The organism is Chitinophaga hostae (assembly GCF_018224885.1).
Taxonomy (GTDB): Bacteria; Bacteroidota; Bacteroidia; order Chitinophagales; family Chitinophagaceae; genus Chitinophaga; species Chitinophaga hostae.
Genome location: NZ_JAGTXB010000003.1, coordinates 390,258 through 416,541, shown reverse-complemented (window position 1 = coordinate 416,541; position 26,284 = coordinate 390,258). Strand labels below are relative to the sequence as shown.

The following is a 26,284-nucleotide window of genomic DNA, read 5'->3' as shown; positions in this document are numbered from 1 at the left end:
TATTATATGCAACGTCACCTTTCTTTAGTTCCCTTGTCGCTAGAGCACAAGCGCCTTTTATTTGTATGCCGCTACCTGAAAAAAGATGCAGCCCCATATGAGGGCTTTCCTCTTGAAACCCAAGCCAGATTTGAATATATAGTAAAAGTATTCCAGGAATTGATGGTGCCGCATATCCAGAAAGAGGAATATCTCTTTGAGAAATGCGCCGGTAAAAACACCGCCATAGACGCCATGATACGGGAATTGCAGGAAGAACACCTGGTGATTTCCCGGATGTACAGCACCCTCACAGATAGTACCGACCTGGACTCCGCCATGGATATACTCGCAACCAGTCTGGAAACACATATCCGTAAGGAAGAACGCGAATTTTTTGAACTGCTGCAACAGGAATTGCCGGAATTATTGGCCGGTCTTCAGCTGGAAGGTCAATAAATGTATTTAACGTGTTATTGCCTGGTACCGATTTTAAAACTATTTTTCACTAGCATTAGAGTAGCACTATCTATTCGTATTTTTATTCCCACTATCTTATCCTAAGCCTTTTACTGCTTTATCCTTGTTTTGTTGAGCTGGTAAACAACCTGTGGCTATTTAATTAGAGTTATGCGTACGTTTTATTGCAGCTTTGTGATGTTTTTTTGCTTATCTGTCAGCCTCAGTGTTCTCGGATTATCCAGGGAAGACAGTCTAAGTAAATATGATAAGCTGGATTCATCTGACATTATAGTAGCATCCTTTTCTTACAGTGTAGGTGAACAAGAGCTTGGGCAGGGCGCCGTTTTACAGGTGCCTGAGGGATATCGTTTGTTGAACGCCGCCCGGAGCCGGCTGCTGGTAGAGCATTTATGGGGGAATCCTGAAAACCCCAACACCCTCGGCGTATTGGTGCCTGAAAGGACAGGCCCGCTGGATAAAGATTTCCGTGGTTTTGTGATTTCATTTGAGCCGTCCGGCTATCTGGATGAACAGGAGGCCGGGAAAATCAACTATGGCAGATTGCTCCGCGAAATGAAAGAGGAGTTGAAGAACGATAACCTGCTGCGCGGTCGTAAAGGAGCCGGTGTTATTACCAGTATGGACTGGGCCTTTCCTCCCTACTTCGATAAAAAAAGCCGTACCCTTCATTGGGCCAGGATCCTGCATTTTGATGGAGGCGTTCCTCCCGTACTTAATTATGAAGTGCGGCTGCTGGGCAGAAAAGGGGCGCTTTGTTTTACCGCGATTGGTAAAGTTGGTGCTATTGCCCAGGTAAAACAGCAATTGCAACAGGTGGCGGCATCGGCGCATTTTACCAATGGGAACGGATATACGGACTTTAATCCCCGGACCGATCAACCGGCACGCTGGGCGCCTGAAGAAATATCTATCAGTACCAGGATCCTTTCTCCCGAAAACCTGATGCTCGGCGTTCGCAGCACTTTGCTGATGCTGTTGGTATCCCTGTGTATGGTGTTATTCGTATACGTTATGCACTTCTACCACCACCGCCGTAAACATACCTATCGTAAAATGATAGATTTCGATGAGCGCCTGAACTAAGCGGGCGCTTTCTCCCTCCATATGCTGAATTGCCGTTTTCCTGACAGCTCATCCCATGCTTTTCCTATCACTAGCAGCTAACCCCTGACAGCCAGTAATACCGTTTATCCGGTATTAACACCACTATTTTATATAGTGCAACTCCCCATGAAACATTATCCCTACCCAGTCGTCTTTCAGCTTAAATAGTTCCATCACGCTTTCTAACAGCTAACAGCTAACCCCTAAAAGCTAACAGCTAACCGCTAAAAGCTAAAAGCTGTTTTTACCACTCATCCCTGCGTATAGACCGTTTGTGTAATGCTATGTACTGTGTAATGCATAATACCTACTTTTACATCGTAGTAGTTAATCTACTGTAGTAGTTTAACTACTGTAGTATATAAGCTAAGGAACTAAAGGAATCTAAAAAACCAAACAACATCTAATTCTCTAAATCGCCTTATATGAAAGCAAACATTAAAGCTATAACATTGACAATGAGCATGTTAGTAACAGCTTTAACCTCCATGGCCCAAAATAACCCAGGTGTGACAGGACAAATAACCCAGGCCGGCAATAAACCTGTAGAGTTCGCTACTGTAACATTATTAAAAGCAAAAGACTCAACGCTCGTAAAAGGAGCCATCGCAGATATAAATGGTAAGTATGAATTTGAACAGGTAAAACAGGGTAAGTACCTGGTAGCTGCTGTATCGGTTGGCATGACCAAGGCATACAGCCAGGCGTTTGAAGTAGCAGGTGGCAGCATCCGCGTACCGGCAGTATCCCTCGCAGCAGCTTCCAAAACTTTAAAAGGAGTAGATGTTACCGCCCGTAAACCATTTGTAGAGCAGAAAGCAGATAAAATGGTAGTGAATGTAGAAAGCAGCATCACCGCTTCCGGCGGCTCTGCCATGGAAGTACTGGAAAAATCACCCACCATTAATGTAGATAAGGATGGCAATATTTCCATGAAAGGTAAAGGTGGGGTAATTATCATGATAGATGGCAAACCAACCAATATGACCCCGGAAGATGTTGCCGAGCTGCTGAAAAGCATGCCAGCTACCAATATTGACCAGATTGAACTGATCGCCAATCCTTCTGCCAAATATGACGCAGCCGGCAACGCGGGGATCATTAACCTGAAACTGAAAAAGAACTCCAGTTACGGTACCAACGGAAATATGAATGTAGGAGCTGCTGTTGGAAAATGGCCCCGTTTGAACGGCGGACTGAACCTGAATCACCGTAACGAAAAGTTCAACATATTCGGTTCCTATAACTATAGCCACCGGGAACAGCAACAGGACCTGGGTGTTTACCGCTCTATCCGCGACAGTAAAGGATTCAGCGTATACGACCAGTTCAATACCATGAAACAGACATCTGATTATCATGGCGGCAAAATCGGGGCGGATTATTTTATCAGTAAAGGACATACCATTGGTGTAATGGTAGATCTGGCCGACAGGGGACGTGATTTTCCTTCCAACGCTACCACCAAAATCGGCAATGGTAAAATGATAGATTCTATCCTGTATACCAATACCAACTATGCCGGTAAATGGAGAAGAGGCGCCTATAACGTAAACTACCGCGGTATCCTCGATTCTACCGGTAAGGAGTTGAACATTGACCTGGATTATGCACGGAACAGCGACAAGCAGTTTAACAATATCTACGCGCTTTCCCAGGACGTAACAGGAAAAAGGGTACTGGGCGCGGATACTTCCCGCAATAATCAGCCTTCTACCATCGAAATAAAAACCGCCAAGGTGGATTATGTACATCCGCTGAAAAATCAGGCGAAGCTGGAAGCCGGCGTAAAAGTAAGTTTTGTGACTACAGATAACGATGCGCGCTTTGATTCATTGAGAAGCGGCAACTGGATACCCGATCAAAACCGCTCCAATCACTTTATATATAAGGAAAACATCAACGCTGCCTACATCAACTTCAACAAACAATACAAGAAATTGAATGTGCAGTTGGGCCTGCGCGGAGAACAAACACATATTACCGGTACCTCAACATCCATGCAGGGAGAAGAGAATAAAATGGTAAAGAACGACTCTACTTATTTTAACCTGTTTCCAAGTGCGGCGCTGACATATACTCTGAATAAAAGTAATACCCTGGGATTCAGCTACAGCCGTCGTATTGAGCGTCCGAGCTATGAAGATCTCAATCCATTTGAATTCTACCTCGACAGGTATACCAAGGAAGCGGGTAATCCAAATCTGAGACCACAGTATTCCAACAACTTTGAAATCACGCATACTTTCAAAGAATTCCTGATCACCTCCCTGGGTTACTCCCGTACAAAAGATATGATGACGAAGATCCTGGAGGCGGATGTAGACAGGACTACAGGAGATACTTCTATCATCCGGTACAAATACATGAACGTAGCCAGCGCTGATAATTTCAACCTGAATATCTCTGTACCTATGCCTATTACCAAATGGTGGATGAGTTTTACCACCGTATCTGTTTCCTATGGAAAATATGAAACAGTAGTCAATAACAACGCTGTAAAACTCGCTTCCGGCGCATTCTTTGGCCGTACGCAACAAACATTTACCATTAGTAAGGATATGGCTGCCGAAGTGACCTACTTCTATGTTTCACCGCAGGTAACCAACGAAGGCCTGTTTAGAATGAAGTCCATGTCTTCACTGGACCTGGGTGTATCACAGAAAGTAATGAAAGGCAAAGGTTCCCTGAAACTGAATGTGGCCGATGTTTTCAAGACTAATTATTTCCGCGGGGATTTTGAAAATGCGGGTAAATATACTTCCGTATCCAGCGCACGGGACAGCCGGCAGGTGAGACTGACCTTTACTTACCGTTTTGGTAACAACAATATAAAGGCCGCCCGTACCCGTCAGACAGGTTTGGAAGCAGAACAAAATCGTGTAAAACAGGGAGGTAATTAATCCGGACTTCCTGTCCTAAAGATGGTTTTTTAGGTATATAAAGGATGGAAAAACGTAGCCTCTCATTGGGCTGCGTTTTCCTTTCAAAACTTCGGAAATGGGAAGTGCCTGTTTCGTCACAAAAAACAGCCCTTTTGTATAATTTGACCCGTTCCGATATTGTATTCTTATAATTTTGAAGAAATTTTTTACCGGAAATTAACTTTCATCCATCTATATAAATATTTAATAATTAATTAGATAGAAGCGGGTTATGAGATCGGACCTGGCAGAAGGCGCAAAAAACCGGAAAATCCTTTCAACGAGCGTGCAACCTTTTTTACAATTACTGTCTTTATAATGAAAGCATCAGCCTCTAACTTGAATCAAACGCAAATAGCAGAGAATGTAATCGACCGCTGCAAAAAGGGGGATGTCCGCGCATTCCGTGAATTGTACGATGCATATTCCGCGGCGATGTATAATATTTGTCTGCGTATGACCAATAACGTGAGCGATGCAGAAGACACTTTGCAGGAAGCTTTTATCCAGGTACACCGGCATATTCATAAGCTGGAGCGCGACGGCAGTATCAGTGCCTGGATTAAGCGGATAGTGGTAAATCATTGTTTGAATACACTGCGTAAAAAGAAGGTGTATTTTGAAGATGTAGATGAAGTGGAGGTGATGACAGAAGAAGGAGTGGACGAAGCCCAGCATACCTGGACCGTTGCCGCTGTGAAATCCGCCATCCGCGACTTACCACAGGGATACCGTACGGTGTTGAATCTCTATCTTTTTGAAGAGTATTCACACCGGGAAATAGCAGAGATGCTGGGTATTACTGAATCCACTGTAAAAACGCAATATATGCGTGCAAAGGAGAAAGTAAGACAGATTGTAAAACAGCAAAATGTAACTCGTTAATGCCAGACAATTTTGAAAGTTTTATTCAGCAGCACCGGGATGAGTTTGAAGAGCAGGGGCCTTCTCCGAGGGTTTGGGGTGCACTGGAAAAGGAACTGACTAATCAGCGCAAAGGTAGGGTAGTACTGCTTTTACAGAAGAATTGGTTTAAGGCAGCGGTGATATTGGTACTATTTGTAAATGCCGGCGCCCTGTTTTATTTCACCAAACATAAGCAGCAGCAGCGGCAGGAACTGGCAGTAATAGCGCCGGAAATGCAGGAAGCCAAGGCGTACTATACCTCACGCATAAACGAAAAGCTGGAGCAAATCAATGCATATCCTGTTAGTGAGCTGGGGCTGGACAGTACCGCCCGTAAAGAACTTGAACTTCGCAACGATACTTATAAAGCGCTGGAGAAAGAGTTGAAGAATAATCCGGGCAATGAAAGGATCCGCGCCGCACTTATACGCTATTACCAGCTGAAGCTGGACTTACTGGACAAAATTCTGGAAGAGTTGCAGGAAAAACGTGTAACACCAGGTCATACAAAAAAACAATATGAAGCTGAGATTTAAATGCTTGTTATTCCTGTTGTTCCCTTTACTGGCGCAAGCTCATAATGGCGGAACAGCTTACAAAAAAACAATCGTCAAATCGTTTTCAGTAAACGACAATGCTACGCTGGGTATTTCCAATAAATATGGTAAGATTATTTTTCATGCCTGGAACAAGAATGAAATTAAAGCCACCATTACGGTAACAGGATTTGGAAAGAATGACGAACAGGCAAAGGCGATTGCAGAACTGGTGGATGTTAATACTGACAGAAGGAGCAATACCAACGTTTCCATGCGCACTGCCTATAATCCCTCAAAGGGCGGCTCCAGCTGGTTTTCCTGGGGGGGTAAAATGGATTCCAAGGACTATGTGAATATTGACTACGATGTATATATTCCGCAGAGTTTACAGAAGCTGGTCGTAGAAAACCAGTTTGGAGATGTGATTGCGGACAAGTTTACATTCCCCGCTTCGCTGGATATGAACTACTGCACTTTTGATATCCGGGAAGCAGAAGATATTACACTCAGAATTAACTACTGCGACAAAGGCAAAATCGGTAAGGCGGGTAAAGTAAATGTGAGAGGCAACTATTCTACCATCCGTGCTGATCAGCTGGACGCATTGGAAACCAGTTCCAACTATAGCGAATATGTTGTTGGTAAGCTGGGTAGCCTGAAAGTTGCAGCCAACTATGACGACTATAAAGTAGAAACAGCAGACCAGGTGAGTGGTCGTTGCACTTATTCCGATCTGCGTTTGGAGGAGTTGAAGGAGGCGATCAATATGAACATGACCTATGGCGATGTAAGGGTAGAGAAAGCGGGTAGCGGTTTTAAGCAGGCTGATTTTCAGCTCACTTATTCTGATCTCAGGATGGCTTTTCCCCGCAGACAGTCATTGGCCATCAGTGCGAACCTGGTGAACGGAGATCTGAAAACCGGAGGGTTAGAGCTGAAAAATGTAGTATCCAACCGGAAAGGCTCGGCCCTGAATTACTCAGCACAGGCAGGCGGTGGAAATGAATCATCTTCCTATATAAAAATACACGGGGTGAACTCAGATGTTAAACTTGATATTCTCTAGTTATAAAATGCCATTCTAAAATCTTTTAAATATAGTTACACTATGAAAAGACTAGCCACGTATTTATTGATTGCCCTGCCATTGTTACTGGCTGCGGGAGCACTGGTTTCCTTTAAATATACCGGAATTTCGTTTAGCCATATCCGTGAGGAACGTATAAGGGGTAACGGAGTAATGAAACAGGAGCCGAGGGATGCATCTCCCTTTACAGACATCAGTACTTCAGGGGTGTATAAAGTAGTTATTGAGCAGGGGAATACCCACAGTATCCGCATAGATGCCGAAGAAAACCTGCTGCCTTATATCGTAACAGAGATTGTGGGTGGTGAACTTAGGATTCACACGAAAAGAGGATACGATGTTCAGCCTACCAAAGAAATTAAGGTATATGTTACCCTGCAGAAGGTGGACCGGTTGTCGGCCAGCGGAGCAGGAGGGTTTACCAGCACGGGTACGCTGAAAAGCGATCGTATAGAACTGTCATTCAGCGGCGCGGCAGATGCCAATCTGGACATCCGTACTGAATTACTGAAAGTAGGCGTATCCGGCGCCAGCAATATAAAACTGAAGGGCAGTTCTGACAAAGCTGAATACGGAATTTCCGGAGCGGCTGACATTGAGGCGCTGGACTTATCTACCAATGACGCAAAAATTGGTATTTCCGGTACCGGAAAAGCAAATGTATTTGTGCAGAAAAAGATGGATGTGAGTATTTCCGGTATGGGTAACATCCGGTACAAAGGAGAGCCCGGTATTACACAGGCCATATCCGGCATGGGTAAGATCAATAAAATTTAATAACAAGTTAGATTTAGAGTATATATGCGGCAGGTAGTTCTCTACCTGCTTTTTCTTTTTTATATTTGCTGTTCGAATATAAAATTTTAAGTTATGCCGTCCTTTGATATTGTTAGCAAAGTAGATTTACAGACACTGGATAATGCAATTAACACTGTGAAGAAGGAAATCACCAACAGGTTTGATTTCAAGGGGTCACATGTGGAAATAGAGCTGAATAAGAAAGAGCTGGTACTGAATGTAGAGGTAGATAGTGATATGAAGCTGGGACAGGTATTGGACGTGCTGGTAAGCCGGTCTATGCGGCAGGGCCTGGATGCAACGATCTATGACCTGAGTAAGGAGCCTTACCAGAGCGGTAAGGTATTTAAGAAGGACATACCGGTGCGTAACGGGATCAAACAGGAAGATGCCAAAAAGATCGTAAAGCTGATTAAGGATGCGGGATTGAAGGTACAGGCGGCCATTATGGACGATATTGTACGTGTTACCGGTAAGAAAATTGATGACTTGCAGGAAGTTATCCAAAAGGCGAAGGAAGCCAATCTGGGTATACCTTTGCAGTATATTAACATGAAATCCTGATTTTTTTTACGAATAATCTTTGGGTGTTAAAGAAAATTGGTTAACTTTGCACCCTGTATTTACAATAATTTTGATATGAAACAGGGAATCCATCCAGAAAGTTACAGATTTGTGATATTTAAAGATATGTCAAACGGAGACAGCTTTTTAAGCCGTTCTACCGCACCTTCCAAAGAAACTGCAAAGTGGGAAGACGGTAATGAGTATCCGTTGATCAAGTTGGAAATTTCCAATACTTCTCACCCTTTCTATACTGGTAAGAACGTGTTGGTGGATACTGCAGGACGTATTGACAAATTCAACAAACGCTACGCTAAGAAAGCATAGTTTCTACGGAAAATATTTTTTTAGAAAATCCCATCGGCTTATCGATGGGATTTTTTATTTTAGCCAGCTATGGAGCGTAATTATATTCTTTTTGACACGCCCGTACGTGAACTGTTGTACCCCTTTACACATACAAGACCCGTTGCAGCCTGCAGAGTAGGGATACTTACCATACAGGAAAAATGGGAACATTGGCTGGGTGCCGGAGTAGGTCATTTTACCGTACCGCATTTACAGGATAAGTATCCGTTACTGCGTAAGGATGGGGCTGCCCCTGATGTTTTGATAAGCGGGCATGTACTGCCGGATACTGCACTGGTGGCAGCGATTAAAGAGTTGCAGCCCAACGAGGAGCTGTATAAAGATAACCAGCTGCTGGCTAAAGTGGTACCGGGCAGGAATGTTGAAATGCTTTCAGACAGTGTCCGGAAAAATTATCCGGGGGAAGTACTGGGAATTTATAAACCATGGGATATCTTTGCGCTCAACGATAAAGCGCTCAGGGCAGATTTTAAGCTGCTTACTGCCGGCAGAACCTCTGCCAGTCTATCACACACCAATCAACAATTCAATCATACGGACATTTTTTTGGAACCCGGGGCTACTATTGCGTGTAGTGTGCTGAATGCGGAAGCGGGGCCTATATACATAGGGAAAAATGCGCAGATTATGGAAGGGTGCCTGATCCGGGGACCGTTTTCCCTGGGAGAAGGGGCGGTATTGAAAATGGGAACAAAAGTGTATGGAGCCACTACGCTGGGACCTTATTGTACCGGCGGGGGCGAGATCAAGAACAGCGTGATGTTTGGTTACTCCAACAAGGGGCACGACGGTTACCTGGGTGATGCGGTCATAGGAGAATGGTGCAATCTGGGAGCGAATACCACCTGTTCCAACCTGAAGAATAATGTATCTACCGTAAAAGTGTGGATGGAAGCCGAGGGCGCTGCGGTAGCGGCGGGTACCAAATGCGGTGTGCTGATGGGGGATTACAGTCGTTGTGGCATCAATACTATGTTGAATACCGGTACTGTGGTGGGGGTGTCCTGCAATGTGTTTGGCGGGCAGTTTCCGGCTAAGTTTGTGCCATCATTCAGCTGGGGGGATGGGGATACTTACCGTTTACAGGAGGCATTGAAGGATGCCGGCAGCTGGATGGCGCTGAAGGGGCATCGGTTATCCGAGAAAGATAGAGCGGTGCTGAGTGCCGTGTATGAATTAGTTAATCAGAAAGACCTTAAAACTTAATATCACAGTATTTATGAGAAAGAAAATTGTTGCAGGTAACTGGAAAATGAATCTTACGCTGGCACAGGGCGAGCAATTGATCAACGACATCCTGCAGGCGGGACTGACATTGAAGGAAGGACAGGAAGTGGTGGTAGCTACTCCTTTTCCGTATTTGCTGAAAGCGAAGGCATTGCTGAAAAGCTATCCTGGTTTTTATGTAGCTGCACAGAACTGCTCCAGCGAAAAATCCGGTGCATATACCGGTGAGGTGTCTGCCGAAATGCTTCAATCAATAGGCGTGGATTATGTTATTCTGGGTCACTCTGAGAGAAGGGAATATTTCCACGAAACCAATGAAATGCTGGCAAAGAAGATAGACCAGGTGCTGGCAAACGGGCTGAAACCTATCTTTTGTTGTGGCGAGCCGCTGGAAGTACGGAAGGCTGAAACACAGAATGCATATGTAGCAAAACAACTGGAAGACAGCCTGTATCACCTCACGGAAGAGCAGTTGAAACAGGTGGTGATTGCCTATGAGCCGATTTGGGCTATTGGTACGGGACTTACCGCCAGTTCTGCCCAGGCGCAGGATATGCATGCATTTATCCGTTCGCAGATTGCTAATAAATTTGGGCGTGAAGCCGCTTTACATATGTCTATTTTATACGGAGGCAGTGCCAAGCCGGGTAATGCAGCAGAGCTGTTTTCCTGCCCGGATGTAGATGGAGGCCTTATTGGAGGCGCTTCTTTGGTAGCAGCAGATTTTGTGGCTATTATAGAAAAGCTGTCATAAGTAAATAATTGAAAAATACGCAGTTAGTAAAGCTGCGTATTTTTTTAGTAAATAATGCTAAAAAAATTAGTATTTCCGAAAAAAGGTTGTATATTCGTATTGTCATTCTAACAGGAAGAATAAAAATATCAGGTTATGAATACGAATTATGAAATTTCGGAAGAGTTATTTGATTATTTGCTGGTAGTAAATCCGGATGCGGTGGTATCCAAGGATGTAACACGTATCCGGCAGTTTGTTGCATCGGAGTTAAACGATGTAGCAATGTCAGGAGCGCCGGTTCATGTGGCTTTGTTCAGATCGGCCTTCCCGGAGCGTTTCCAGGAGGATTTTGTTACCATGCTGGAGGAGGTTGCGCGTAAGCAGGCTGGTTTTGCTATCTATACAGCAAAAATGGATGCTTTCAGGCATGCGGATGGAAACAATAGTGTTTTCATCAATGTGGCCAACCCCAAGCCATTAATAGAATTACATCGCAGCATCATGCAGGCTTTTGAGTTAAAGCCGCAGTCCTTCAAACCGCATATCATGCTGGCCAGGGGATTGCAGGATGCAGAAGTGAATATGATCATGCCGTTGCTGGCACAGCAGATATTCGTGCGTAGTTTCAACTGCCATTGTTTTAGCCTGTTGAAAAGGCCTGCTGCCGGTGGTAAGTATGAGCGTGTAAGAGACTTTGTATTTGGAGATATTGAACACATGGTAGGTTCATTATTTAATTATGCTGCATAAACAGCAAAGCATTATCTGATGCAGGAATTGCCGGATGGTAGATTCGCAGGATTGATGAAATTGGGACGGATAAAATAATTTGTTATCTCCTATATCAATGTTCATCAATGTTTGTTTCCCTCAAGTTAGCCATCCCTTTCATACTGTTGCTGTTGCAGGTTTGAGCTGCTATCTGAGGATAGCGGACGGTTTGCAACACGTTATTGACCCGTCGGTACGACCATTTCATGCGGTGCTGCGGATCTGCTATCCGGCAATTCCTGGGTCAGATGATGATTTATGGTATTTTTTTCGCCACTTGTCATTGTTCCTTCATTCCATTCATTCACTTTGGCAATAAGTTTTTAGTTGTTTGTATCTTAGCGGAAATTTTAAAAGTTTTAAGAGTGTCCTTTTTCATTTGTATCATATACAGGCTGGGATAGGGCAATTACCGCGTTAATCGAATAGAAATTTATGGCAACTAAGACAATTGTACACAAGGAAATCATAGTGAAAGGACGTGTGCAGGGAGTAGGGTTCAGGGCAAATGCAAAACGTGTAGCTGATTCAATGAATGTACAGGGGCATGTGAAAAACCTGCTGGATGGAAGTGTTTGGATCCTGGCGGAAGCAGAAGAACATGCAATGGAAGACTTTATTGCCTGGTGCAGGTCTGGTCCTGGCATGGCTGCAGTAAAAGAGCTGGAAATCACTTCCGGCGACGTACAACATATCAAAGGCTTTACTATCCTTTATTCATAAATCCTGGTCCGGTAACAGCAGGTGTTCAGATACCTATGCCCGTTTAGCTGTTAGCTTTTGGCTACCGGCTTTTAGAAATCGCAGAAAAAAAGTTAACTGTGACCTGTTGACAAAAGGCGCAAAGAAATTTAACGGAGCAACGCAACTGAATACAACCGTATAAATTTCTTTGCGCTTTAGTCATATGATAGACGAAGTACATAAACTGCCGCTGATGTACAGGGCTTATGTACAGCTATCTAGTTGATGCTGTATTTCTTTTGGAAAGACTTGTCCAGCGCTGCTTTTGGCACTACAATCGTAATGGTGTTTACCGCAAAATAAGCTTCGGAAACATTCAGATAACCTCCAAACGGACTGGCGTTTTTACCCCATGAGTTTTTTACCAGGAAGAAGGTTTTCCCTTTAGGCGTTTTTTCAATACCGGTAATATGCATCAGGTGGTCATCCTGGGTGATCAACTCTTCGTATAGCTGTTGCCGTGAATCCTGTGTATAGTTGGGTTCGGTCATTTCGGGATCAATGCTATCTTTTTTGAGCGACATGTCCGGTGAAGCCAGTAAAGCATAACCTTTGCCGCCGGCAAATCCCCTGTTGCTTACATCGGCATCCCATAATACGGTAAAGCCTTTCTGCAGGGCTGTTTCGGTGATACCTGTCAATTCTTTCAACGGTACGTTATAGTAGGCGCCATTGGAGAAATTGTCGGGCACTTCAATAATAAATGACTTATAGAAAGGATGATGCGTAAATGAGGTGAGAAATACATAGTCCTCTGCATCGAACTTCACCACCTCTTTTGCAAAGCTTTGAGGCGTATAGGTTTTACCGTTGTATTCGAATGTTGCAGGAGGTTGGCCCATATACTGGTCCAGGATACCGGTAAATTGCGATACCCAGTTATCCGGTACCGGCGATACCTTGATGATGCTGTCGAGGTACTTTTTCATGGCAACTACCATCTCTGAATGATTATGCATGGTAGCATTGTTTTTAAGGCCGCTGTAAACAGTTTCCGGTTCTATACCGTAGGTAGCAATGGAATGGATCACATCATGCGCCAGACCACCCTCATCGAAGCGGGCAAACCCCTGGCGACGCACATAGTTCTTTGCTTTTTCGATATAAATATTGCGGGCAGTAAACATTTCAGACAAGTCCAGCTCCGGAAGGCCCTTACGCAAACACTCCGTTTCCACCATGGAGGTAGAAGAAAAAGACCAGCAGGTACCGGTCATTCCCTGGTTTTTTACCGGGGTGGTGGCATTAATTTTTCCTTTTACGAGGTTGTTGATCACCACGCCTTTTTCCTGTGCATTGGCTATAGTAGCGGCAAGCATGGCAAGTGTAAAACAAAATGTTTTCATAAACGATTTCATTAGATTATCGGCCTAAAGATAAGGGAACCCCTATAATAAAAAGTACCATTACCGTATGAACGGTAATGGTACGGATATAATCTGCAATAGAATGGCGGTAATCAATTCTCAATACCAACATGGTAAGTCGTAGAAGAGCCCTTGATATGCACTTGTTTGGCTTTAAGGTACTTACGGTATTTGGCAACGATGTTATCAGGTTGTTTAACACCATTGATAAACAGGCCGTTATCGTTTTTTTCTACGCTGTAATCTTTTTGTGTATCCAACAGGTTGTCGGCAACCATTCTTCTCAGCATTTCCTGGTATATATCGTTTTCTTCACGCTTTTCGTTTGCCTCCCGTCTGTCTTTATCTGCTTTTTCCCGTCTTTCTGCTATTTCTTCTCTTTTGTATGCCATGTCTTTTTTAGCGGCTTCTCTTGTTTTGCCGGCTTCTTCCCTGGCTCTTGCGGCGTCTTCAAGAGCTTCCGCTCTTTGTTTGCGGATGTCTGCCAATCGCCGGCTGTTTTCTTCTTTCGACATATTGGCTGATTGCAGACTTGTTGCCACCTCTTTTCTTATTTTATTGCTGAGGTCTTTCATGTCCAGGCTCTGATAAGCCATGGCCAGGTTTTTATTGAGCGTGGCAAAGTCGATATTTTTCAATGCCGCAGCGGCTTCTGCCTGGGCTTTGCTTATCTGGTCCCAGTCCACATTTTTCAATGCCGCAGCACTTTCTGCCTGTGCTTTGCGCACCTCTTCCGATACATCTTTCCAGTTAATGTTTTTGGTAGCTGCCTGGATATCTGCCTGCACTTTTTTCATATCCACTTCCTGGAGTTGCTTCATTGCCAGCTGGATGCTCTTCTGCGCCTCGCGGATCTGTTTGCGGATTTCCTCTTTTGTGATATTGGTATCCTTGCTATAATTGTAATTATAGGAAAAGGACATCTTGTTGTTCACATTTGTATTTGTCTTCACTTTGACATGTGAATACACATTGGCTGAGCTGTCGCTGATTTTATGAAAACGGTAACTGGTCTCGTCATTTATTTCCCCAATTCCTGACAAATCATTGTTCAGCGGACCAATAGCCCCTGGTGTTGTTGCAGGTCCAGGAAGCGGGGCAGGGCCAGGGGCAGCTGCCGGATCAGGCGCAGGTGGTACTGGCGGCGCAGGTTCTACGGTGTCAACGATGATTTCATCGAGGGCGCGTTTAAACTGACTGTTGGCAGCCTGGGGCAGTTCAACAGCGTTGTTGCCATCATCAGCCTTTTTAGGGGATACTGAGTCTTTAAGATGTTTTTCAGTTACCTGTTGTTCCTTTGTTTCATTACTTTTTCCTTTGGCGGGATTTAACCACGCAATGGATATAAGGCTGGTGGCAATGATTAAGACAGCTAAAAATTTTTGACTATAATTAAGATGATTAGTTTTCATTTCCATGATGCGTTTAATGCGGTGAAACAGATGTTGTTTACTGTCTGCGGCAGCCATGGTAAGCCGGTGAGCGGTTAACCGGTATTGTTCAAGCGCTACCAGTGCATGCGCATATTGCAGCGGTTGTACGGTGCTGGCTATAACCAGGTCGTCGCAGCAGTGTTCTCTTTCAATACGGATGGTTTTTGAAATCAGCCATACAAAAGGATTAAAGAAAAGGATTGTTTCAACAATTGATTGGAAGATATTCAACAGATAATCATTGCGTTTGATGTGCGCGAGTTCGTGCAGCAGCACGGCTTCCAGCTGTTCTTCAGTAAGATTGTTGACCATGGCCACCGGCAACAGGATCAGCGGTTTTAAAAAGCCCAGCATTACGGGCACCTGCACATGCCTGGAGATCAGTAGTTTCACCTTGCGGGGAATCTGGAGCTGAGCGGCCAGTTTGTGGAGATGTTTATCCCATGCAGCCCCCATGGGCTCTATCCGGGTAGTACGGATCTGGTGTAATTGAAAAAGATCAGAAAATAATTTAACGGTCATCCCGGTCATGCCGGCAATGTAGAGTGTTACCAATAAAGGGAAACACAACTCGAGGTTGGGAAACAGCCATATCAGCGGATCCTGGCTTGGGTATACCGCCGGCAGTGATACAGGATCCTGCAGCGAAATGGTGCCATGAAGTGCTAAAATAGTGCTTCTTGCTTCCTGCAACCGTTGTATATGCATATAGAAGGTTGCCAGGAACCAGGTAAAAATACCGGTGAGTGATACGAACGACAAATTATATTTGATTCTGGCACCCGCCTGTGGCCAAAGCTTTAATACTATCCGTAAACAGGCATAGATAAGGAATGCCTGCCACATGGAATGAAGGATGGTCCATCCCAGGGCGCGTACAAGGTCGCCCGTAATAGGTAATAAATTCATGGTAGTGAGTTTACCTGTTGTCCTTTTGTTGTTTTTCTATCGCTGACAAATACTGACGGATCTTTTCCAGTTCTTCTTCTGATGACTGATGATGGCCAAGGGCCTGCATCACCAGCTGTGATGCCGAACCACCAAAAACCGTATCGATCATTTTATTTACCAGTTGTTCCTGCGTTTTCTGTTGTGAAATGGCGGCAGTATATACATGGGTTTTGCTGCTGGTATCGCGTTGCAACAGCGCTTTCTCATGCATAATCTGCATTAATTTAAGTGTGGTGGTATAACCGGCATCTTTCGTTTGAGATAAGATATCATGTACCTCACGAACGGTGCTGGGGCCCTTTTCCCAGAGCACACCCAAAATTTCCAATTCACTTTCTGTAGGCCGGAGTTGTTTCAAAGCAATGCGTATTAATGATGATTATTATTGTACGAATATCTTCGTAAACGAATGTACGATAGTTTTCGTAAATGCCAAATTTTTTGTGATTCTTTTCTTGCCGGGATTTTTTTGCCCAGGATTAGACTGATTATAATGATTTAAAGGATTTTTTTCTTTGATTTTAAAAGATTGGAGGAGACATAAGCGAATATATCTTCCCAAATCTTTTAAAATCAAATACAATCAAAGAAAAAAATCCTTTAAATCATTATAATCAGTCTAATCCTGGGCAAAAAAATCCCGGCAAGAAAAGAACAAGAAAAATTCGGAACAAGACTAACCCTCCCGCCGGAGCTGCCTGGTAGTTTTCCGGCTGCCATCGGCACTCCAGCCCGGTGCGTCAAAAATGTAATGCCACGCTTCCCGGAAGGAGCGGGCATGGCGCAGATCCTGCCATATGTCCACCCATTCGTGGGTAGCAATCCGGAAAGGGTTATAGCTATGAATATTTTTTGTGAGACCATAGACGGGACGCTGCTTTTCAGGCGTAAAAGTGCCAAACATACGGTCCCAGATAATCAGTATGCCGGCATGGTTGCGGTCCAGGTAGTCAAGATCGGAGCCATGATGTACCCGGTGATGTGAAGGAGTATTGAAAATATATTCTATGGGCGCCGGCAGTTTGTTAATTACCTCTGTGTGGATCCAGAACTGGTAAATCAGGCTGATAGCCTGCATACTCATCACCATTATTGGATGGAAGCCTACAAAAGGCATCCAGAGCCAGAATATAAAGGTGCCGGTTAGATTACCGGTCCAGTTTTGCCGCACGGCGGTGGCCAGGTTGTACTTTTCTGATGAGTGGTGAATCACATGGGAAGCCCAGAAAAAACGGATGGTATGACTGCTGCGGTGAAACCAGTAGTAACTGAAATCGTCTGCAAAAAAACATAATACCCAGGCCCACCAGGTAAAACCTAATGTGAACAGGCGGAGCTGGTAAATAGAAAGATAGATCCCGAAAATAACGGCCTTGGTAAAAATTCCAATGAAGACATTGCCCAGTCCCATAGCGATGCTGCTGAGGGCATCCTTGGGCTCATACATATTCTTTTTATCGATGGTGGTAAAAACGATTTCCAGCAGTATGAGCAGCACAAATCCGGGAATGGCATATGTAATCAGGTCGGGAGCCATAATGTATGCTTTGTTGCTATTGAAGTTAACGATTTTGCCTTACTCCGGATTAAACTGATTTTGTCTTACCCAGGATTAGACTGATGTCTTACCCAGGATTAGACTGATTTTGACGATTTTCAGGATTTTTATCATTTTGATGCGATAAGATAGAAAAAGATTAGCGGAGATAGATGGAAAGATGTCCCATCTATCTCCGCTAATCTTTTTAATTATAAAAAAGAATCCTGAAAATCGTCAAAATCAGTCTAATCCTGGGTAAGACAAAATCAGTTTAATCCGGAGTAATACAAAATTACTTATTAAAACTCCGTTCCGCCCTGCTTACAGCCGACGTGCCAAACCAGCCCAATATCCTGATCTGACCATTGGTGGAGGTGTTTTTTACGTTGCTCTTTACGTTCTCCAGCACTTTGGCGAACAAGCCGCCGGAATTTACCTGGGCGTCTACCTGCGTGAGGAAACTATGTGAAGGATAAGTAACGGAAAGCAAACGCACAATTGCCTTTTCGCCGTTCAGGAATGGTTTCTCATAGTCGGTGATGCCTTCTTCTATGGGTAAAATAAACGGATCACCGTCAGAAATGCCGGCATCGTAAGAACCGTCAATAGAGAAGTTATCTTCCAGGCGTCTGAGTGTATCGTTACGATAGGAGCGAATCCAGTAATAATCAACCGTGTCTTTCAGATCCCTGGCGTGAAAGGTAGCATAGAAGCCTTCTTTGCCGCTGATAGATTCCTCTTTGGTTTTGAACTCATAAGTGATGGAATCGATACGGGGCACCCTTTTGATACTGTCGAATGCTTCAAATGTTTCTCCCTTAAACTCTATGCGCAGTTTGTAACCGTGACCAATCACACCGATTGGTTTCGCGGTGGCATCGTAGGAGTAAGCCTTATCTTTAAACAGGAAAGGGTAGGAGGCGCCGGTGGTCAGGTCGTATAATGTGATTTTTGCATCATCGATAACTGGCGCCGGGTTGTTATCCGTATAAGGTACAGACATGGTGAATTTTATCTTCTGTATGCCTGGTTCATTGGTGATCCACGCATCGAGTACCGGGAAAGATTTACCATCCTTTACGTTCAGGTCTATCTTGTCTTCACAGGCTGTTAAACCCGCAACGGCAGCAAATAATATGAGGAATAATGATTTTTTCATCTGATGTTGAATTTTGGACAATTAGAACTTAAAGTTGTACGTGATACCCGGGATAATAGAACCGATGATGGACAAACGGGTAGCTTCGCGCTTGGTTGGATCATCATCATTCTGTTTAAAGTAAATGGTATAGGCATTTCTGCGGCCATATACGTTGTACAGTGAAAATACCCATTCTCCTTTCCAGCGTTTTGTTTGCTTGCCTTTCAATGTCATAGACAGATCTAAGCGGTGATAGGCAGGCAAACGGTAGTTATTGCGTTTTTCGGTACTGTTGTATGGAATATCCCAGTCCTGGAATTCCAGGCGGTTATCGGCAAAGGTGCCTGGTGTACCGGAAGCAAATACCCAGTTGGCAGAGAGGGAAGTGCGTTTGGTAAATGTATGTGTTAATACCAGGTTCAGGTTATGGGTACGGTCGTAGCGGTTCAGGAACCACTCATCCATGCTGATGCCGGGTGTTTTTCTTTCTGTACGGGACAATGTATAGCTCACCCAACCGGTGGTTTTACCGATATCTTTTTTCGCGTAGATCTCCAATCCGTAGGCACGGCCCTGGGAAGGCAGCAGGTCGGCTTCGATCAGCGGGTTCAGTTGCAGGTTGGCGTTGTCGATATAATCTACCTGGTTATCGGTGGTTTTGTAGAATACCTCGGCCGATAACTCATACGCATCATTAGGCGCATTGTAGAAATAACCGGCAGTATACTGATCAGACACCATTGGCTTTATGTTGTTGGTGCTGGGTGTCCAGATATCCAGTGGTGTAGGAGAGGCGGTGTTCGACAACTGGTGCATAAACTGGGTGGTTCTGCTGTAGGCCAGTTTTACGGCGTGCTCGTCTGAGATAGCGTAGCGGGCGCTGATCCTGGGTTCAAAGTAGTAGTAACCTTTGATCAGGTCGTTGGCGCCGTAGTCTTTCATACTCACCAGTCTTTTACGAATACCGGGAGTGGTATCTGCGTAGAAATAGGCTGTTCCCTTTCCAACAAACTGGTAGGCTGATAAGCGGCCGCCATACTGGATACCGAATTTTTTAGAAGGCTTGTATTCATGATCAATGTACACAGCAGATTCCAGCGCATGCTGATCATACAGCTCTTTCACATGTTTGATATCTCCGTAGGTGCTGGTACCTGTTCCTGGTTTGAAGGTATAATAGATACCCTGTACGCCGAAATGCAGACTGTTGGAGGAGTTGATGTAGTAGGTGAAAGATGGTTTAAAGCCATAGTTGATGATATTGGAAGTCCAGTCGTAGGCCTGGGAATCCTCGTTGGTTTTCTTCTTGGATTCGTTACTGAAACGGAGACTATAATCATACTTACTATAGTAAGTTGTTAAGTTCAGGAACAGCCGGTTGGTAAATACGTGGTTCCAGCGAATGGTGGCGGTGCTGTTTCCCCAGTTCATATTAACGTCTTTTCCGAATCCAAACACATCCCTGCCAAAGTATCCGCTCACAAAGAGGGAGTTGTTTTTATTGAATTTATAGTTGGCCTTGGCGGTGAGGTCGTAGAAATTGAGTTTGGTATCTTTCATATCTCCCTTTACAAAAGGTTTCATCAGCAGATCTATATAAGATCTTCTGGCTGCCACAATGAAAGAGGCTTTATCTTTTACCAGTGGTCCTTCTACCGACAGGCGGCTGAAAATATTACCGATACCGCCGTTGATATTGAAATTTTGGTTATTACCATCTTTCATCCGGATATCTAATACAGAAGAGGTACGACCGCCGTATTCAGCTGGGAATCCGCCTTTGATCAGGTTCAGGCTTTTTACTGCATCAGGATTGAATACAGAAAAGAAACCGAGCATGTGAGTGGAATTGTATACGGGGGCTTCATCCAGCAGGATGAGGTTTTCATCGCTGTTGCCACCGCGTACGTTAAAACCGGAAGCACCTTCTCCTACAGTATTTACACCGGGAAGGGTTTGAATGGCGCGCAGTACATCTACCTCACCCATGAAGGTGGGCATCTTTTTCATTTGCGCAATATCCAGTTTATTGATGCTGGTGTTAAGGGTATTCACCGTTCTTTCCTGTTTCTGTCCGTTTACCGTTACCACGTTGAGCTGGCTGCTGGTTGCTTCCATGCTTACGTCGATAGTAGCATTTTTTTTCAGATTAACGGTGGTTTTGTAGGTGCCATAGCCCATAAAGGAAAACTGAATTTCATGTTCTCCTGCCGGAAGCGTAAGGGAGTAAAAGCCATATTGGTTACTCACAGTACCCAGTGTGGTACCGCTTTTACCAATGGAGATGCCCACCAGGCTTTCTCCGTTTTGTTTGTCTTTTACATAGCCGCTTACGGTATATCGTTGCTGCTGTGCGGTTGTTGTTTGTCCTGCTAAAACGAGAAGGAGCAGCGACAGCAACAGGGTTGCCTTAGTTTTCATAAAAAATGAGTCCGTTTTTATATGATTTCCATTGCCTTTTTCCGGCATGTTGCATATAAGACGTCACAAAAATATTCTACCCCTACGCCAATAAATTATTTTTTTATAAATGGAATAAAGCTGTCATGATGAAGGGCGGCGGCGGTGTAGTCCGCTGCTGGCTTCACCAGGACAGCTTTTTAGATGTTATGCCTTGTATCTAACTAATCCAGGATGTCGCAACTAAATCCAAGGCGGGTTACAAACTCAATAATGGTTTGTTCTGCTAATGATTGGGGGCTGACCACGCGTAATACCCTGTCGCAATCCTCCAGATCCACACTACAGGCGTTTACGCTAAATTCTGCTGAAATGGCATGAATAACATTGTTTCTATCCTGAACAGTTGTAATATTGGTACGGAATATTCCCATCATGGCTTATTTAATTTAATATTCGGAATATTTTTGTGCAAATTTGCTGCTGTTATCCCATATAGCTGTTACACGAAACGGATAAATACTTATACGAAAAGGATTATTTATGGGCGTAATTATTACGGATGATGCCAACCAGGTATTGTTAACGGAGGATCAACCTTTCGATTCCCAACGCATCAATTCCAGGGTGATGTTGGAACAGACCCAGGCCATGCATCACCATTTCGGTTCTGCTTCCCTGACGGAATCCTGCTTTGAGGGAACCAGTATTGCTTACTGTACGGCCAACGTATACGAGAATATTCACATCATGTCGGATTTCCAGGAGCCCCGTGTGCTGATGATGTTTATGGAACAGGGCGATGTGACGACTTCCATATCCGGCATTGCAAATCATTTGAAATTCAAAACGCTGGAACATAACCTGATATTTAGTCCGAGTGACTCAGAATCAGCAGCAGTAAAGAAGCAGCTGGATATACAGTTTTTTGCGCTGACCTTTACGCCCGGTCGTTTCCTGGAGCTGGCGGAGAATAACGGGAAGGTGCTGGATGGTTTAGCCAATAACGTAGCCGTTAATAAAACGGCCACCCTTGCAGAGAAGTTTAATCCCCGTATCACCCCGCGCATGCGGATGGTAATGGATGAAGTGCGTCAGTGCAGTTTCCGGGGAGGGTTGAAAAAGCTATTCCTGCAGTCGAAGGCGATAGAGCTGCTGGCTTTACAATGTGAGCAAACGGAAAATGAGCTGTATTCCGTTAAACAAACCGGTATTAAAATATCCGCTACGGATACAGAGAAGTTACATTATGCCCGGGAACTGCTTCTACAGCATATGCAACAACCGTTGAGTCTTGAACAGTTGTCGCGTAAAACGGGATTGAATGAATTTAAGTTGAAGTCCGGTTTTAAGGCGCTTTTTGATAATACGGTTTTTGGATACCTGAGCGAACGCCGGCTGGAGCTGGCCAGGGAACTGATCCTGGCAGGACATCAGACCATGGCGGTGATTGCAGAAGAAGCGGGTTATTCTTCCCCGCAGCATTTCAGTAATGCTTTTCGTAAGAAGTTCGGCGTGAGCCCCATGAAAATGAGGGGATAAAAAAACAGGACAAACAAGTGTTCGTCCTGTATGTAAAAGTATATCGTTACCAGCTATTAGTAGGCCAGTGTAAACCGCTGTTTGATATGTTTAGGCTGTTCCAGTTCATCCAGTAATGCCACTGCGTAATCTGCGGTAGAAATCTTGCTTTCACCTTTATCGTTAAAAACTACCTGGTTTGTTCCGAGGCGGAATTTTCCGGTGCGTTCGCCTGGTTGTATCATCATGGCGGGGCTCAGTACGGTCCAGTCGAGGTCGTTGGTGCCTTTGATGACGTGGAAAGCATCGCGGGTAGCGGAAGCGCCTTCTTTCCACTCTGCCGGAAATTCGGGCGTATCGAGCAATTGTAAGCCCGGTGCTATTTCCAGGCTGCCTGCGCCGCTCACAGCAATCAATCTCTTGATACCGGCTTTTTTAGTAGCATCAATAATAGCATGGATAGCTTTGAGGTAGGTAGCGGAGTCATGTGCGCTGTAGGAGCTGATTACAGCGTCGTTGCCAGCCAGCAGCGGGGTCAGGGCGGCTTCATTGGTGACATCACCTTTTTTCACCGTCAGATGCGGGTTTTGTACGGTTATTTTTTCAGGATTGCGTACAATCGCGGTTACTTCATGTCCCCTGTTCAGTGCTTCGTTTAAGATGGCGGAACCAATAAATCCGGATGCTCCGATGATGGCTACTTTCATGTGTTAATTATTTTATGGTGTTTAATATTACAGTCTGCCTGTACTGATTGTTTAATTGATATAAAAAATGTTACAGTTTTAGATTAAAAAAATACAGATCTTTAATCTGTAATAATTTTAATTACAGTACAAATGTAGGAAAGATATTTAAAACGCCAAAAGGAAAGTTGATTTTTTGGGGAATTTATTTTTTTCGGGGGTTGAAATGCGGGCGGCGGAGGTTTGGGGGAGATGAATAACGCAGCGGGCATGCGGCTTGGCGGATAATTCCAGGGTGATGGGAATACAGGAGCGGGTGCTACAGGTAGGGAAACCCTGGTCAGGGCAGGGCTACAGCGGGCATACCGATTGGCAGATAATTCACAGGTATTGTATTTGCCGGGGAATACAGGATCAGCGGGTGTTACTGGCAGGAAAATTCAGTTGGGGCACAGCGGGCAGCGCATGGGCCGCTGCATATAACGGCCGGGCAAGGGAGTTGCTTGCAGCAGCCAACACGGGAGGGCATCATTCCCGGGAAATGCCATAAAAAAACAATTCCCGTCAGTACAGTGTACTGACGGGAATCCGCTTATATCTCAATCAACTTATTTCTTTTCGAACAGGTAGGCAGTGGCTTTGCCGCTAACTGTTTTGGCTGCCGGTTGTACCGTTTCTGTTTTAGCAGTTGGAGGCACCGGAGGCTGTTTGGTGTGGAATATTTCCGCGAGAGTAGGCGCAATAACCAATGATACGATCGACATCAGTTTGATGAGGATGTTCATGGATGGGCCGGAAGTATCTTTAAACGGATCACCTACAGTATCGCCGGTTACAGAAGCTTTATGTGGCTCAGACTTTTTATAGTAGGTTTCGCCATTAATTTCCACGCCTTTTTCGAATGATTTTTTAGCATTATCCCAGGCGCCACCGGCGTTATTCTGGAAAATCCCCATCAGTACACCAGTTACGGTGGCTCCGGCCAGGAAACCGCCCAGTACTTCGGGACCGGCCAGGAAACCCACCAACAGCGGGGAGATGAGGGCAATGGCGCCAGGCAGCATCATTTCACGGATAGAGGCCTGTGTGGAGATCGCCACGCATTTATCATATTCCGGTTTGCCGGTACCTTCCATGATGCCCGGTATTTCGCGGAACTGGCGGCGTACTTCTTCCACCATAGCCATAGCTGCGCGGCCTACCGCCGCAATGGCAAGCGATGAAAATATAAATGGTATCATACCGCCAACAAATAGACCGGCGAGTACATTGGCTTTATAAATATCGATGCCCTGGATACCTGCTACACCCACAAAGGCAGCGAACAGCGCCAGCGCGGTTAATGCAGCGGAAGCAATGGCAAAACCTTTACCGGTAGCGGCAGTGGTATTACCTACTGCATCCAGGATATCTGTTTTTTCTCTTACTTCTTTTGGCAGTTCACTCATTTCCGCAATACCTCCGGCGTTATCGGCAATAGGACCAAAAGCGTCGATGGCCAGCTGCATAGCGGTAGTGGCCATCATACCGGCGGCGGCAATAGCTACACCGTATAATCCTGCAAGATGGAAAGAACCGGCAATACCGGCGGCCAGCACCAGTATCGGCAAGGTGGTGGATTCCATTCCTACAGACAAACCACCAATAATGTTGGTGGCAGCGCCGGTAGCGGATTGACGGATGATGGATTTCACCGGACGTTTGCCCATGGCAGTGTAATATTCTGTAATAATACTGATCAGCGTACCAACCGCCAAACCTACCATGATGGCGCCAAATACTTCTCCGCGGGTAAACTCATGGCCACGTAAAACCATGGTGTTATCGGGCAGTATCCAGTTTACCAGGAAATAGGAAACAACGGCTGTTAATACAATGGAGCCCCAGTTACCAAGGTTCAGTGCTTTTTGTACCACACCGGTATTTAATCCTGCTGCGTCGCTGATCCGTACAAACAGGGTTCCGATCATAGAAAAGATAATACCCGCACCTGCAATGATCATTGGTAATAAGATAGGAGCAATACCGCTAAAGGCATCCTGCGAAACTGTTTCAGATCCCAGTACCATAGTGGCTAATACTGTAGCTACATAGGAACCGAACAAATCGGCGCCCATACCGGCTACGTCCCCTACATTATCTCCTACGTTATCGGCGATGGTAGCAGGATTGCGCGGATCGTCTTCCGGGATACCGGCTTCTACTTTACCTACGAGGTCGGCGCCCACATCGGCAGCCTTGGTGTATATACCACCACCCACGCGGGCAAACAAAGCGATACTTTCAGCACCCAGCGAAAAGCCGGTAAGCACTTCAATCGTTTTGATCATTTCAGCTGTATTGGCTGCCGCAACAAAATATGATTTCAGGATGATGAACAAGGATCCGAGACCAAGTACCGCCAAGCCGGCAACTCCCATTCCCATTACAGAACCGCCGGTAAAAGATACCTGCAGCGCTTTGGCAAGACTGGTACGTGCTGCATGCGCTGTGCGCACATTGGCTTTGGTAGCTATTCTCATTCCTATAAAGCCTGCAACAGCAGAAAATACAGCACCTATAATAAAGGCCAGTGCAATAGACCAGTGTGAATTTTCGTGTGTAGCTCCCATATAACCCAGGAGCAGGGCAGCAATAATAACAAAGTAAATAAGGACTTTATACTCAGACTTAAGAAATGCCATAGCGCCTTCAGCAATATGCTGAGCTATCTCTTTCATCTTGTCGTTGCCGGCATCCTGTTTTGAAACCCAGGCGCTCTTGACGGCTGTAAATAACAAAGCCAGTAATCCAAAACACGGTACGAGGTAAACTATATTCATGTAATCGAAATTTATAAAAACGTGGTTGACAAAAAAGTTTAATAATTAAAAAGAATAGGATTCCAAAAAAAAATATTTCAAATGAATATAAAACATAAATTATTAATAGTGTAGGGAATAAATAAAATTATTGCACACATGCGCCATGAGCCAGTGTTTGGGGCGAAAAAAAATAACAGGGAAAGGGGATAT

General features: G+C 44.8%; 24 protein-coding genes. 15 read left to right on the top strand and 9 right to left on the bottom strand.

Annotation, left to right across the window (positions count from 1 at the left end; all coding sequences use genetic code 11):
- Nucleotides 1–6: 6 nt before the first annotated feature.
- The 13 genes from KE626_RS08800 (at nucleotide 7) to KE626_RS08740 (ending at nucleotide 12,210) form a co-directional block, all read left to right on the top strand.
- Nucleotides 7–438 (top strand): hemerythrin domain-containing protein, encoded by a 432-nt coding sequence (locus KE626_RS08800; protein WP_211972497.1) that lies wholly within the window; start codon nucleotides 7–9, stop codon nucleotides 436–438.
- A gap of 171 nt (nucleotides 439–609) precedes the next feature.
- A complete protein-coding gene (locus tag KE626_RS08795) occupies nucleotides 610–1,545 on the top strand; it encodes a DUF2167 domain-containing protein (RefSeq protein ID WP_211972496.1) in 936 nt (311 codons plus the stop codon).
- Between the two features lie 446 nt (nucleotides 1,546–1,991).
- On the top strand, nucleotides 1,992–4,469 hold the full coding sequence (locus tag KE626_RS08790; protein ID WP_211972495.1) for an outer membrane beta-barrel family protein: 2,478 nt from the start codon (nucleotides 1,992–1,994) through the stop codon (nucleotides 4,467–4,469).
- A gap of 339 nt (nucleotides 4,470–4,808) precedes the next feature.
- Nucleotides 4,809–5,375: an RNA polymerase sigma factor gene (locus KE626_RS08785; RefSeq protein WP_211972494.1), complete on the top strand. Its 567-nt coding sequence runs from the start codon at nucleotides 4,809–4,811 to the stop codon at nucleotides 5,373–5,375.
- A complete protein-coding gene (locus KE626_RS08780) occupies nucleotides 5,375–5,932 on the top strand; it encodes a hypothetical protein (protein WP_211972493.1) in 558 nt (185 codons plus the stop codon). Before KE626_RS08785 ends, KE626_RS08780 begins: the two co-directional genes overlap by 1 nt.
- On the top strand, nucleotides 5,916–7,001 hold the full coding sequence (locus KE626_RS08775) for a hypothetical protein (protein WP_211972492.1): 1,086 nt from the start codon (nucleotides 5,916–5,918) through the stop codon (nucleotides 6,999–7,001). Before KE626_RS08780 ends, KE626_RS08775 begins: the two co-directional genes overlap by 17 nt.
- A 42-nt stretch (nucleotides 7,002–7,043) precedes the next feature.
- Entirely contained in the window at nucleotides 7,044–7,799 is a 756-nt protein-coding gene (locus tag KE626_RS08770) for a head GIN domain-containing protein (protein WP_211972491.1), read from the top strand.
- 93 nt (nucleotides 7,800–7,892) lie between these two features.
- A complete protein-coding gene (locus KE626_RS08765; protein WP_211972490.1) occupies nucleotides 7,893–8,384 on the top strand; it encodes a YajQ family cyclic di-GMP-binding protein in 492 nt (163 codons plus the stop codon).
- Nucleotides 8,385–8,459: 75 nt separating this feature from the next.
- A complete protein-coding gene (locus KE626_RS08760; protein ID WP_145674946.1) occupies nucleotides 8,460–8,711 on the top strand; it encodes a type B 50S ribosomal protein L31 in 252 nt (83 codons plus the stop codon).
- A 69-nt stretch (nucleotides 8,712–8,780) separates the two neighbouring features.
- Nucleotides 8,781–9,959 (top strand): putative sugar nucleotidyl transferase, encoded by a 1,179-nt coding sequence (locus KE626_RS08755; RefSeq protein WP_211972489.1) that lies wholly within the window; start codon nucleotides 8,781–8,783, stop codon nucleotides 9,957–9,959.
- A 13-nt stretch (nucleotides 9,960–9,972) separates the two neighbouring features.
- On the top strand, nucleotides 9,973–10,734 hold the full coding sequence (gene tpiA / locus KE626_RS08750; protein WP_211972488.1) for a triose-phosphate isomerase: 762 nt from the start codon (nucleotides 9,973–9,975) through the stop codon (nucleotides 10,732–10,734).
- A 135-nt stretch (nucleotides 10,735–10,869) separates the two neighbouring features.
- A complete protein-coding gene (locus KE626_RS08745; protein WP_211972487.1) occupies nucleotides 10,870–11,466 on the top strand; it encodes a 2'-5' RNA ligase family protein in 597 nt (198 codons plus the stop codon).
- Nucleotides 11,467–11,922: 456 nt separating this feature from the next.
- On the top strand, nucleotides 11,923–12,210 hold the full coding sequence (locus tag KE626_RS08740; RefSeq protein WP_211972486.1) for an acylphosphatase: 288 nt from the start codon (nucleotides 11,923–11,925) through the stop codon (nucleotides 12,208–12,210).
- 239 nt (nucleotides 12,211–12,449) lie between these two features.
- Here KE626_RS08740 and KE626_RS08735 read toward each other — a convergent pair whose 3' ends face one another.
- The 7 genes from KE626_RS08735 to KE626_RS08705 form a co-directional block, all read right to left on the bottom strand.
- The gene (locus KE626_RS08735) at nucleotides 12,450–13,577 is read right to left on the bottom strand and encodes a C1 family peptidase (protein ID WP_211972485.1); all 1,128 of its coding nucleotides are present in this window, start codon (nucleotides 13,575–13,577) and stop codon (nucleotides 12,450–12,452) included.
- Nucleotides 13,578–13,690: 113 nt separating this feature from the next.
- Nucleotides 13,691–15,940, bottom strand: a complete 2,250-nt coding sequence (locus KE626_RS08730) for a M56 family metallopeptidase (protein WP_211972484.1) — start codon at nucleotides 15,938–15,940, stop codon at nucleotides 13,691–13,693.
- A gap of 10 nt (nucleotides 15,941–15,950) precedes the next feature.
- A complete protein-coding gene (locus tag KE626_RS08725; RefSeq protein ID WP_249207362.1) occupies nucleotides 15,951–16,340 on the bottom strand; it encodes a BlaI/MecI/CopY family transcriptional regulator in 390 nt (129 codons plus the stop codon).
- 318 nt (nucleotides 16,341–16,658) lie between these two features.
- The gene (locus tag KE626_RS08720) at nucleotides 16,659–17,519 is read right to left on the bottom strand and encodes a sterol desaturase family protein (protein WP_211972483.1); all 861 of its coding nucleotides are present in this window, start codon (nucleotides 17,517–17,519) and stop codon (nucleotides 16,659–16,661) included.
- A gap of 295 nt (nucleotides 17,520–17,814) precedes the next feature.
- Nucleotides 17,815–18,681 carry a DUF4249 domain-containing protein gene (locus tag KE626_RS08715; RefSeq protein WP_211972482.1) on the bottom strand — a complete coding sequence of 289 codons (867 nt, stop codon included), beginning with the start codon at nucleotides 18,679–18,681 and terminating at the stop codon, nucleotides 17,815–17,817.
- A gap of 21 nt (nucleotides 18,682–18,702) precedes the next feature.
- On the bottom strand, nucleotides 18,703–21,084 hold the full coding sequence (locus KE626_RS08710; protein ID WP_211972481.1) for a TonB-dependent receptor: 2,382 nt from the start codon (nucleotides 21,082–21,084) through the stop codon (nucleotides 18,703–18,705).
- A 203-nt stretch (nucleotides 21,085–21,287) separates the two neighbouring features.
- Entirely contained in the window at nucleotides 21,288–21,500 is a 213-nt protein-coding gene (locus KE626_RS08705) for a hypothetical protein (protein WP_211972480.1), read from the bottom strand.
- Nucleotides 21,501–21,606: 106 nt separating this feature from the next.
- Between KE626_RS08705 and KE626_RS08700 the strand changes: the two genes are divergently transcribed.
- Complete coding sequence (locus KE626_RS08700; RefSeq protein ID WP_211972479.1) at nucleotides 21,607–22,605, top strand: helix-turn-helix transcriptional regulator; 999 nt, start codon at nucleotides 21,607–21,609, stop codon at nucleotides 22,603–22,605.
- Nucleotides 22,606–22,661: 56 nt separating this feature from the next.
- On the opposite strand, the gene KE626_RS08695 is transcribed toward KE626_RS08700, so the two are convergent.
- Nucleotides 22,662–23,291, bottom strand: coding sequence for an NAD(P)-dependent oxidoreductase (locus tag KE626_RS08695; protein ID WP_211972478.1), 630 nt, complete (start codon nucleotides 23,289–23,291; stop codon nucleotides 22,662–22,664).
- A gap of 277 nt (nucleotides 23,292–23,568) precedes the next feature.
- Here KE626_RS08695 and KE626_RS08690 point away from each other — a divergent pair, with 277 nt between their 5' ends.
- Nucleotides 23,569–23,820 (top strand): hypothetical protein, encoded by a 252-nt coding sequence (locus tag KE626_RS08690; RefSeq protein ID WP_211972477.1) that lies wholly within the window; start codon nucleotides 23,569–23,571, stop codon nucleotides 23,818–23,820.
- A 58-nt stretch (nucleotides 23,821–23,878) separates the two neighbouring features.
- On the opposite strand, the gene KE626_RS08685 is transcribed toward KE626_RS08690, so the two are convergent.
- Entirely contained in the window at nucleotides 23,879–26,092 is a 2,214-nt protein-coding gene (locus tag KE626_RS08685) for a sodium-translocating pyrophosphatase (protein ID WP_211972476.1), read from the bottom strand.
- Between the last annotated feature and the right edge of the window lie 192 nt (nucleotides 26,093–26,284).